General features: G+C 70.3%; 10 protein-coding genes and 1 pseudogene. 6 read left to right on the top strand and 5 right to left on the bottom strand.

What is annotated here, in order from left to right; translation table 11 throughout:
- From FV228_RS11190 to FV228_RS11175, 4 genes are all read right to left on the bottom strand, one after another.
- Positions 1-414, bottom strand: a 414-nt coding sequence (locus FV228_RS11190; RefSeq protein WP_147854696.1) for an ATP-binding cassette domain-containing protein, incomplete at its 3' end; no start/stop codon positions are given.
- Positions 411-1,331 (bottom strand): branched-chain amino acid ABC transporter permease, encoded by a 921-nt coding sequence (locus tag FV228_RS11185; RefSeq protein WP_147854695.1) that lies wholly within the window; start codon positions 1,329-1,331, stop codon positions 411-413. The genes FV228_RS11190 and FV228_RS11185, both read right to left, overlap by 4 nt.
- A gap of 247 nt (positions 1,332-1,578) precedes the next feature.
- Positions 1,579-2,454: a branched-chain amino acid ABC transporter permease gene (locus tag FV228_RS11180; RefSeq protein WP_147854694.1), complete on the bottom strand. Its 876-nt coding sequence runs from the start codon at positions 2,452-2,454 to the stop codon at positions 1,579-1,581.
- Between the two features lie 24 nt (positions 2,455-2,478).
- The gene (locus FV228_RS11175) at positions 2,479-3,738 is read right to left on the bottom strand and encodes an ABC transporter substrate-binding protein (RefSeq protein WP_147854693.1); all 1,260 of its coding nucleotides are present in this window, start codon (positions 3,736-3,738) and stop codon (positions 2,479-2,481) included.
- A gap of 318 nt (positions 3,739-4,056) precedes the next feature.
- On the opposite strand from FV228_RS11175, the gene FV228_RS11170 reads away from it, so the two are divergent.
- From FV228_RS11170 to FV228_RS11145, 5 genes are all read left to right on the top strand, one after another.
- A complete protein-coding gene (locus tag FV228_RS11170; RefSeq protein WP_147854692.1) occupies positions 4,057-5,082 on the top strand; it encodes a cyclase family protein in 1,026 nt (341 codons plus the stop codon).
- 9 nt (positions 5,083-5,091) lie between these two features.
- Positions 5,092-6,042, top strand: a complete 951-nt coding sequence (locus tag FV228_RS11165; RefSeq protein ID WP_147854691.1) for a 3-hydroxyacyl-CoA dehydrogenase family protein — start codon at positions 5,092-5,094, stop codon at positions 6,040-6,042.
- Positions 6,039-6,797, top strand: coding sequence for an SDR family oxidoreductase (locus FV228_RS11160; protein ID WP_147854690.1), 759 nt, complete (start codon positions 6,039-6,041; stop codon positions 6,795-6,797). Before FV228_RS11165 ends, FV228_RS11160 begins: the two co-directional genes overlap by 4 nt.
- A gap of 332 nt (positions 6,798-7,129) precedes the next feature.
- The gene (locus FV228_RS11150) at positions 7,130-8,014 is read left to right on the top strand and encodes a 3-keto-5-aminohexanoate cleavage protein (RefSeq protein ID WP_147854688.1); all 885 of its coding nucleotides are present in this window, start codon (positions 7,130-7,132) and stop codon (positions 8,012-8,014) included.
- Between the two features lie 134 nt (positions 8,015-8,148).
- Complete coding sequence (locus tag FV228_RS11145) at positions 8,149-9,378, top strand: ABC transporter substrate-binding protein (protein ID WP_147854687.1); 1,230 nt, start codon at positions 8,149-8,151, stop codon at positions 9,376-9,378.
- A gap of 12 nt (positions 9,379-9,390) precedes the next feature.
- Here FV228_RS11145 and FV228_RS11140 read toward each other — a convergent pair whose 3' ends face one another.
- Positions 9,391-10,260 (bottom strand): aldo/keto reductase family oxidoreductase, encoded by an 870-nt coding sequence (locus FV228_RS11140; protein ID WP_147854686.1) that lies wholly within the window; start codon positions 10,258-10,260, stop codon positions 9,391-9,393.
- Positions 10,261-10,352: 92 nt separating this feature from the next.
- Here FV228_RS11140 and FV228_RS34160 point away from each other — a divergent pair.
- Positions 10,353-10,472: pseudogene (locus FV228_RS34160) on the top strand (LysR family transcriptional regulator); the annotation flags it as partial.

Genomic DNA, 10,472 nt, shown 5'->3' with positions numbered 1-10,472 from the left:
CTCTCTTGCGCGGCGCGCGACGTGCGGATCCGCGGCCAGGCGGATCAGGCTGTCGGGCAGCAGCGCGAGGCTGATGTTCTCCAGCACGGTCTGCCGCTGGAGCGGCCGCGCGTGCTGGAACACGAGGCCGATGCCCTGGCGGGCGACCCGGTGGGCCGGCATCCCGCCGATCTCGGCGCCGTCGAGGCGGATCGAGCCGGCGGTGGGCCGCTCCAGCCCCATGATCAGCTTCATCACGGTGGACTTGCCCGAGCCGTTCGGCCCGATCAGTCCCAGGATCTCCCCGGGGCGCAGGTCGAGGTCGATGTCCTTGACGGCGACGAGGCCGCCGAACCGCTTGGTCAGGCCGCGCACCGTGAGGCAGGGCTCGGCGAGGGAAGCGGCGCGCAGCGCTGGCTTGACGGCGACGGTCATCGCGCTCTCCGGACGGATGCGAGGCCCAGCAGCCCCGAGGGCACGAACAGGATGACCAGCAGGGCCACCGCCGAGACCACGAAGGTCGAGAGCGGCCCGAGCGGGCGCAGCAATTCGCCGGCGGCGATCAGGAACACCGCCCCGAGCGCGGCGCCCACGATGGTCCGCCGGCCGCCGAGCACCGCCGCGATGATCACCTGCACGCCCACCGCGGTGTCGATCAGCGTGCCGACCGAGGCGGTGCCCATGTAGAAGACCACCAGCCCGCCCGCGAGGCCCGAGAAGGCGGCGCTGACCGCGAAGGCCGCGAGCTTGTGCTTGGCGACGTTGAAGCCGAGCGCCCCGGTTACGATCGGGTCCTGGCCGGCGGCCTGCAGGATCAGCCCCACGGGCGAGCGGGCGATGGCGGTGAGGACCAGCCCGGCAAACGCCATGAAGCCCAGCGCGATCCAGTAATTGGTGTCGGCGTCGATGGAGATCACGTCCGGCACCGTGAGCCCGATCTCGCCGCCGGTGATCCCGGAGAACACCACGATCATGTTCTGCAGGAGCAGCACCGCCACCAGGGTGATCAGCCCGAAATACGGCCCCCGCACCTTCAGGGCCGGCAGCGCCAGGGCGAGCCCGCCGACCACCGCCAGCACGGTCCCGGCCGCCAGGCAGTAGGGGATCGGCAGCTCGTAGCGGTTGTTGAGGATGCCGGCCCCGTAGGCTCCGAGCCCGACCAGGAAGGTCGGGCCGAAATTCACCTCCCCGGCGAAGCCGAAGAGCAGGTCCCAGGCCATGGCGAAGACGCCGAAATAATACGCGATGGTGAGGAGCCCGAGGATGTAGCCCGAGACCCACCAGGGCAGGAACGCGGCCAGGACCAGCGCCAGCAGCGCGACCCAGAAGCCCGGAGCGGTGAGGAGCTTCATGAGTGGGTCCATCCTCCGCACGTTGCCCTCCCCCCTCTGCGGGGGACGGTGGGCCGGCCGTCAGGCCGGGTCGGGAGAGGGGAGCGCGGTGTCCGAAGAGGTCGTGACGCCCGATCCATCCTGCAGCGTCGCGCTGCCCCTCTCCCGACCCCCATCGGGGGCCACCCTCCCCCGCAGAGGGGGGAGGGAGAGCCGCGGAGGTTTCGCGCCTCCCCCGTTGACCGGCGGAAAAGTCCCAAAAAAACCATCACCGCCGCCCCAGCAGGCCCTGCGGACGCAGGTACATGACGGCCACCAGCAGCAGCAGCGCCGGGATCACCCGGTAGGCCGGGGAGATCAGGTAGGCGGTGGCGGTCTCGAGATAGCCGACCACATACGCCGCGATCAGCGAGCCGGTGACGCTGCCCAAGCCCCCCAGCACCACGATCGAGAAGGCGCTCGCGGTGAGCGGTCCCACCGAGTAGGACGACACCCCAAGGAACATCCCGAGCAGCACCCCGGCGATCCCGGCGAGCAGCCCGTAGATCGCCCAGACCGCGACGTAGATCCTGCCCATGTCGTGGCCGAGCAGCGTGACCCCGCGGGGGTTCATGGAGGCGGCGAGCAGGACCTTGCCGGCCCGCGCCTTGTTCACGAACAGCCACAGCAGGCCGATCACGATCCAGCAGATCACCGCGGTGAAGATCTCGTTCTTCGGCGTGCGCACTCCGGCAATCTCGATCACGCCCTCGACGATCGGCAGCACGGTCTTCGGGTTGTCGGTGAAGAAGTAGGCGACCAGCTCCTGGATCATGATGCCCCAGAGCAGGGTGCCGGTGAGGACGAAGATTTCTTTTTCTTCCCGGGGGATCGCCCTGCTGCGCTCGATCGGCGCGACGATGGCGAAGTAGGTCACCAGGGAAGCGGCCAGCCCGCACAGGATGCCGAGCCCGGCGCCCGCGTAGGAGCCGAGGCCGAACTGCGACGAGACCGCCCAGGCCGCGACTGCGGCCATCACCATCAGCGCGCCGTGCGAGAGGTTGAGCACGCCGGAGACGCCGAAGATCAGGGTGAAGCCCATCGCGCCGAGCGCGTAGAGCGCCGAGATCGCGAAGCCGTCGACGAGGATCTGGAGCCCGATCATTGTTTTGGGATTCTCGCGTCGCGATTACTGGACCGCCGGCTTCACAGCGGGTGGCAGGATCAATGTCCCGTTGGCCACCTCTGTCGGCCAGATCGCGACCTGCTTGCCGCTCTGCCACTGGGCCAGCAGCCCGGTGACGAAGCCCCGCCCGTACTTGATCGAGTGGGTGAAGGTCTCGTCCTTGCCGTAGAACTGGATGCGCCCGACCGTGCCGAGCCAGTCGGTCTTCTCCAGGGCGTCGACCACCTTGTCGGCCTCGGTGGAGCCGGCGCGCTTCACCGCGTCCGCCGCGTAATGCATGGCGTCGTAGGCCATGTAGCCGGCATAGGACGGGGCGCCGCCGAAGCGCTTGATATAGGCGTCCGTGAAGGCGTTCGTCTTCTCGGTCATCGCCACGCCGGGGACCGCGATGGCGTCGAACAGCACGCCCTGCGTGCCGCCGTTGGTGTTGGCCCAGAAGGTCGAGGAGGTCGCCTGGCCGCTGATCCCGGTCATGGCGATCGGCACCTGCTGGTTCTGCCACTGCACGGTGGGCTGCACGCCGACATGGGCGATGCCGGTGACGATCAGGTCAGGCTTGGCCGCCTCGATCTTGTTGTAGATCGGGGTGAAGTCGCCCGTATCCGGCGAGAACCGGACGTGCTCCACCACCTTGAGCCCGGACTTGGGCAGGCATTCCTCGTAGGCCGCGTCCAGCGGACGGGTCCAGGCCGCGTCCTCGCTCATGATCGCGGCGGATTTCGCCTTGAGCAGCCCGACCAGCGCCTCCTTGGCCGAGTCGCAGACCGACTGCGCCAGGGCGTGCGAGGTCAGGTAGCCGTGGAAGGTGTAGCGGTTGCGCGCGTAGTCCTTGTGGACGGCGACGCTGATCTCGTTGGAGGCGGCCCCCGGCGTGATCATCGGGGTCTTGAGCCGGGCCGACCACGGCATCAGGGCCAGCACGACCTCGGAGATGTAGCTGGCGATGACGAGGTTGACCTTGTCCTCGCTGACCGCCCGCTGGAACGCGCGGACCGCGTCGGAGGCGGAACTCTTGTCGTCGTAGGTCACGACCTGGATCTGGCGCCCGTCGACCCCGCCCTGGGCGTTGATCTCGTCGGCGGCGAGCTGGACCGCCTTCGGGATCGCGGCGCCGGCCACCGACTGCGCCTCGGCGATCACGCCGACCTTGAACGGGTCGGCCGCGCGGGCCTGTCCCGACAGGATCAGCCCCGCAGCGAGCAGCGCGGGCAGCGCGCGCCGAATCGGGGCACGCCGAGCGACGACGCGCACGGTCTCGGACATCGGCGATTCCTCATCCCAAGCGCCCGAATTTTTTATTCGCGGGCTTGGGATGAACTTTATCCGCGCAAAACCAGAGCACAAGGCCCGCATCGGGACCGGCCGGTGACGTTTCGGCCCAGTCGTTTTCCGCCCGGGGTATCGACTCGCGCCGCACCGGCCTAGGCTCGTGGCGGCTCCGCGAAACGCGAGCCCGACGGCCTCGAAGAAGGGCGACGGACAGGTGAGGAACGCACGCTCGGCCGCGGCCGGGGTTCGCCCCGGACCGCGGCCCCGGATTCCGGCGGATCGATCCGTGCTGTCGGCGCGGGTAACGCACCCATGAGCCTGCGCTGGACCCGGCGCCCGGAAGGCTCGACCTGGGGGGATTTCGGCCCCGACGACGAACTCGGGCGCCTGAACCTGCTGACTCCCGAGAAGGTCCGCCAGGGCGTCGCCGAGGTCCGCGAGGGCCTGACCTTCTGCCTCAGCCTGCCCTTGGACCTGCCCGGCGGCAACGTCCTCAATCCGCGCCGCCACCCGCCGCAGATCACCCCGACCCGGCGGGCCAACGGCCGGCCGAACATGAACTTCCCGGTCTGCGAGGAGGTCGCGGGCGCCACCGACGTGATCTGCGACGACCGCGCGCTGATCCACCTGCAATACTCGACACAGTGGGATTCGCTCGCCCATGTCGGCTCGCTGTTCGATGCGGACGGCACCGGCGCGGGTCCGACGTTCTACAACGGCTTCCGCGGCGGCCGGGACATCGTCGGCCCGAGCACCCCCGAGGCCGCCGACCAGCCGTCCCGGGCGAAAAGGCTCGGGATCGAACGCCTGGCCGAAGTCGGCATGCAGGGCCGGGCCGTGATGATCGACCTGCGCGCCCATCTCGGCGACGCCAAGGCCAAGGTCGGCTACGACCGGCTCGCCGGGATCCTTGAGGCCGACGGCGTCGTGATCGAGCCCGGCGACATGGTCTGCCTGCACACCGGCTTCGCCGAGCGGCTGATCGCCATGGGCGGCACGCCCGATCCGAAGCAGGTCCACGACCTCTGCGCCGGCCTCGACGGCCGGGACCCGCGGCTCCTCGACTGGATCACGCGCTCGGGGCTGTGCGCGCTGATCGCCGACAACTACGCCGTGGAGGCCTACCCGGCCGGGGTGGGGCCGGCCTGTTGTGCGACGCTGCCGCTCCACGAGCACTGCCTGTTCAAGCTCGGGGTCAACCTCGGCGAGCTGTGGCACCTGACGCCGCTCGCGGACTGGCTGCGTGCGCACGGCCGCAACCGCTTCCTGCTGACCGCGCCGCCGCTGCGCCTGCCCGGCGCGGTCGGCTCGCCGACGACGCCGATCGCGACGGTCTGAGGGGACGGCATGATGGAGATCGCAATCGTCGGCGGCGGCCTGATGGGCCACGGCATCGCCCTGGTGCTGGCGCTCCACGGCCACGGCGTCCGGATCACCGACACCGATCCGGAGACCTGCGCCCGGGTGCCGGGTCTCATGGCCTCGGCGCTGGCGACCCTGCAGGAGGCGGGCGCCGCCCCGGAGGGGTGGGATTCCGCGCGGCTCGCCCAGGCCGTCCGGGTCGAGGTGGAACTCGAACCGGCGGTGACGGGGGCCGGCCTGATCATCGAGGCAATCACCGAGAACCCGGAGGCCAAGCGGGCGCTGTTTTCCGATCTCGACCGGCTCTGCGCACGTGACGCGATCCTGGCCAGCAACACCAGCTATCTCGACGTCTTCCCGCTGATCCCGCAGGCCCGGCAGGCGCGGGCGCTCGTGATGCACTGGTACACGCCGCCCTACATCGTCGACCTCGTCGACGTGGTCCCGGGTCCCGGCACGGATCCGGCTGTGATCGCGGCGATGCGCGACCTCGTACTCGGCCTCGGCCAGGTGCCGATCGTGCTCAAGCGCTTCATCCCCGGCTACGTCGCCAACCGCATCCAGTCGGCGATCAGCGCCGAGGTGTTCCGGCTGCTGGACGAAGGCATCGCCGAGCCGCGCGACATCGACGACGCGATCATCCACGGGCTCAGCTTACGCATCCCGATCCTCGGCCACCTCGCCAAGGCCGATTTCACCGGGCTGGACCTGACCCGGCGCGCCCTGGCGAACGGCAGCTACGCGCCGCCCCCGGCCCGGACCCGGTCGGAGACCTTGGACGCCCTCTGCGCCGAGGGCCGGACCGGGGTGATGGCGGGGCGCGGCTATTTCGACTGGGGCGGGCGCGAGCCCACGGACCTGTTCCGCGAGCGCGACCGCAAATTGCTGGCCTTGAAGAAGGCGATGGCCGGGATCGGCCGGATGGAGGGCACATGATCGGCGCGGACCTGTCCGGACGGCGCATCCTCGTCACCGGCGCCTCCTCTGGCATCGGGCTGGCCACGGTGACGCTGTTCGCCCGCAACGGCGCCAGCGTGGCCTTGAACCACCTGCCCGACGATCCCCGCGGCCCCGCGGAGGCCGAGCGTCTCGCCGCCGAAGGCCTGGCCGTGATGGCGCTGCCCGGGGACGTGTCCCAGCCCGGCGAGGCCGAGGCGATGGTGGCGACTGGGATCGCGGCGCTCGGCGGCCTCGACGTGCTGGTCAACAATGCCGGGACCTCCGGCACCACCGCGCCGATCGCCTTCGAGGACCTCGACGCGATGACGGAAGAGTTTTGGGCCACGATCCTGGCGACCAACCTGATCGGCCCGTACCGCTGTTCGCGGGCCGCGGCGGCAGGTCTGAAAGAAAACCGGGGGGCGATCGTCAACACCGCCTCGGTGGCCGGGCTCGGGCGGCGGGGCTCCTCGATCGCATATTCGGCCAGCAAGGCCGGGCTGATCAACCTGACCCGCAGCCTCGCCCGAGCGCTCGCCCCGGACGTGCGCGTCAACGCGGTCGCCCCCGGCCTCGTCGCCACCCCGTGGACCGAGCCGTGGCCGGAGGCGCGCAAGGCCGCCACCGTGCAGCACACGATGCTGCGCCGCATGGCCCGGCCCGAGGACATCGCCGAAACGATCTTCTTCCTGGCCGCGGGCGCCGCCTACATCACCGGCGAGACGATCACGGTCGATGGCGGGGCGCTATAGCGGGGCTCAGAGCCCTATGCGGAGCGACGTCTACAGGTTCGGGGCGCAATCGCTCCTGGAGGCCTCGAGGCGCCCCCTCTCCCGTGCGGGAGAGGGTTGGGGTGAGGGATCAGGTCTTTCCGGAGAGGTCATATCCCTCACCCTGTCCCTCTCCCGCACGGGAGAGGGGACCCGCGCCCTTCACGGGCGACGGCATGAGTTCATTCGACGACGGAGGCCTGTGTATCCGGCAGCCCTTGCGGGGAGGGCGAAAGCGCCGCGTTTCAAAAGCTTGCCGAAGAACCTGATGGGTCGGTCCACCTCCCGTCAGCATCAGGGCCAGGGAGAAAAAAATGTCGCGGACGACCGTCATCACCTGCGCCCTCACGGGCTCGTTCGACACGACGAAGAAGAACCCGGCGGTGCCGGTGAGCCCGAAGGCCATCGCGCGATCCGCCTTGGAGGCCGCCTCCGCCGGGGCCGCGGTGGTCCACATCCATGTCCGCGATCCCGAGACCGCCGCGCCCAGCATGGAGCTGGCCCATTACCGCGAAGTGGTCGAGCGGATCCGCGAGCAGAACGAGGCCGTGATCCTCAACCTCACCACCGGGGTCGGGGGCCGGTTCGTGCCCGGCGATCCCGACCCGTCTTTGGCCGGCCCCGGCACCACCTTCGCGTCGCCCGAGACCCGGACCCGGCACGTCGCGGCGCTACGCCCCGAGATCTGCACCCTCGACGTCGCCACGATGAACTTCGGCGAGCACCTGTTCCTCAACACCCCCGCGCATCTGCGGGCCATGGCGGCGCAGATCCGCCAGGCCGGGGTGAGGCCCGAGATCGAGGTGTTCGATCTCGGCCAGATCGAGCTGGCCCGGCACCTGATCGCCGAGGGGCACCTGGCGCGGCCGCCCCTGTTCCAGATCTGCCTCGGCATCCCCTGGGGCGCGCCCGCCACCGCCGAGGCGCTGGTGGCGATGCGAGCTCGGCTGCCCGAGGACGCGGTCTGGTCGGCCTTCGGCATCGGCCGGGAGGAGTTTCCGATCCTGGCGGTGGCCGCCGGGATGGGCGGCAACGTCCGGGTCGGGCTGGAGGACAACCTCTATCTGTCCCGGGGCGTGCTCGCCCCCAGCAACGCCGCCCTGGTGGAGAAGGCCGTCAGCCTGCTGGCCCATCTCGACCGCGAACCGGCCACGCCCGACGAGGCGCGGGCGATCTTCGGGCTGGCGCCGCGCGGGTGAGGGGAGGCCCTGACGGATCGCCCGCATCCTCTCACCGGCCGGTATCGGCTCCGATCCGGTCCGCCTAGACTGCATTCGGACGACGTCCGAGCGGCGAACAACGCCGCCGCGATCAAAGAAACAGGGAGTGAGACATGACGGTCCGCCACCGCGTCGCGGCACTGACGGGGCTTCTGTGCGCGCTCGGGGCCGGGGCGGCACTCGCGGCCGACCTCGTGCCGGTGAAGATCGGCGTGCTGAACGACCGCTCGGGGGTCTACTTCGATTCCACCGGCGAGGGCGCGGTGGTGGCGGCCCGCATGGCGGTGGAGGATTTCAAGCCGGAGACCCAGGGGCTGAAGGTCGAGGTCGTGGCCGCCGACCACCAGAACAAGCCCGATGTCGGCGCCTCGATCACCCGGCAATGGTACGACCGCGACGGGGTCGACGCGGTGTTCGACGTGCCGACCTCCTCGGTGGCGCTCGCGGTGGCGCAGATCACCAAGGAGAAGAACAAGGCCTTCATCAACTCGGGCGGCGGCACCGCCGACCTGACCGGCCCGGCCTGCACCCCCAACACCGTCCACTGGACCTACGACACCGCCGCGCTCGCCAACGGCACCGGCAAGGCGATGCTCAAGCGCGGCGGCAAGTCCTGGTACTTCATCACCGCCGACTACGCCTTCGGCCTCGCCCTGGAACGCGACACCAAGGCGGTGGTGGTGGGTAACGGCGGCACGGTCGTGGGCGGCGTGCGCACCCCCTTCCCGAACCCCGATTTCTCCTCGTTCCTGCTCCAGGCGCAGGCCTCCGGCGCGCAGGTGATCGGCCTCGCCGATGCCGGCCTCGACGCGGCCAACGCGATCAAGCAGGCGCACGAATTCGGCATCCGCCAGGGCGGGCAGACGCTCGCGGCCCTGCTGATCGCCATCACCGACATCCATTCCCTCGGCCTCGAAGTCGCCCAGGGCCTCGAATTCACCGCCTCGTTCTACTGGGACCTCAACGACGGCACCCGGGCCTTCGCGGAACGGTTCGGCGCGCGCATGTCCGGCCGGAAGCCGACCTCGTACCAGGCCGGCGTCTACGCCAGCATGCTGCACTACCTGAAGGCCGTGGCGGCCCTGCGCTCGGCCAAGGACGGCGCCGCCGTGGTCGCCAAGATGAAGGAACTGCCCACCGACGATCCCCTGTTCGGCAAGGGCACGATCCGGCCGGACGGGCGCAAGATCCACCCGATGTACCTGTTCGAGGCCAAGGCGCCCTCCGAGTCGAAGGGCGAATGGGACCTCTACAAGGTGCTGGAGACGATCCCGGCCGAGCAGGCGTTCCGGCCGATGAGCGAGGGCGGCTGCCCGATGGTGGCCGGCCTCCAGGCCAAGTAGGCGTTCAGGCGGTCAGGCGGCCCCGATCCCGTTCAGCGTGGCCATCGCGTCCTCGGGCAGGCTCAGTGCGGCCGCCGCGAGGTTCTCGCGCAGGTGGCCGAGCGAGCCGGTGCCCGGGATCAACAGGATGTTGGGCGCCCGGCGCAGCAGCCAGGCCAGCGCCACCTGCATGGGCGTCGCCCCGAGGTCGGCTGCGACCTCCGACAGGGCAGTGGATTGCAGCGGGCTGAAGCCGCCGAGCGGGAAGAACGGCACGTAGGCGGTGCCGGCCTCGGCCAGCGCGTCGATCAGGGCGTCGTCGGCCCGATGCGCAAGGTTGTACTGGTTCTGCACGCAGACGATCTCGGCGATCCGCCGGCCTTCGGCGACCTGCGCGTGCGTCGCGTTGCTCAGCCCGATCCGCCGGATCAGCCCCTGGCGCTGCAGGTTCGCCAGCACGGTGAGCGGCGCCTCGATCGGGCCCTCCGCGGGGCCGTGGGCGTCGAACATCAGGCGCAGGTTGACCACGTCGAGGGCGTCGACGCCGAGATTGCGCAGGTTGTCGTGGACGGCCTGCGTGAGTTCCTCCGTCGAGAAGGCCGGGTTCCACGAGGCGTCCGGCCCGCGCTTGGCGCCGACCTTGGTCACGATCACCAGATCGTCGGGATAGGGATGGAGCGCCTCGCGGATGATCTGGTTGGTGACGTGCGGCCCATAGAAGTCGCTGGTGTCGATGTGATCGACCCCCTTGGCCACAGCCTCGCGCAGCACCGCGACGGCCGCCCCGCGGTCTCTCGGCGGCCCGTAAACGCCCGGCCCGGCGAGTTGCATGGCCCCGTAGCCGAGGCGTTTCACGGTGCGGTCCCCGAGCGCGAACGTGCCGGCCTGCGCGATGTCGGTCATGGCGAATCTCCTGTGTGCGCCCCGGATGTAGACGGCACGGCCTGACCGGATAAGCGGTGATGTTCGGCACGGGCTGTGCGGGATCTCGAACGATGACGATGGATCTATCAGACCTGGCCACCTTCGTGACCGTGGCGCGGGCCGGCGGCTTTCGCGAGGGCGCCCGCACCGGAAACGGCAGCGCGTCGAGCCTCAGCGAGGCGGTGCGCCGG

This window comes from Methylobacterium sp. WL18 (genome assembly GCF_008040015.1).
GTDB lineage: Bacteria > Pseudomonadota > Alphaproteobacteria > Rhizobiales > Beijerinckiaceae > Methylobacterium > Methylobacterium mesophilicum.
This window is presented reverse-complemented; position numbering and strand designations above follow the sequence as displayed.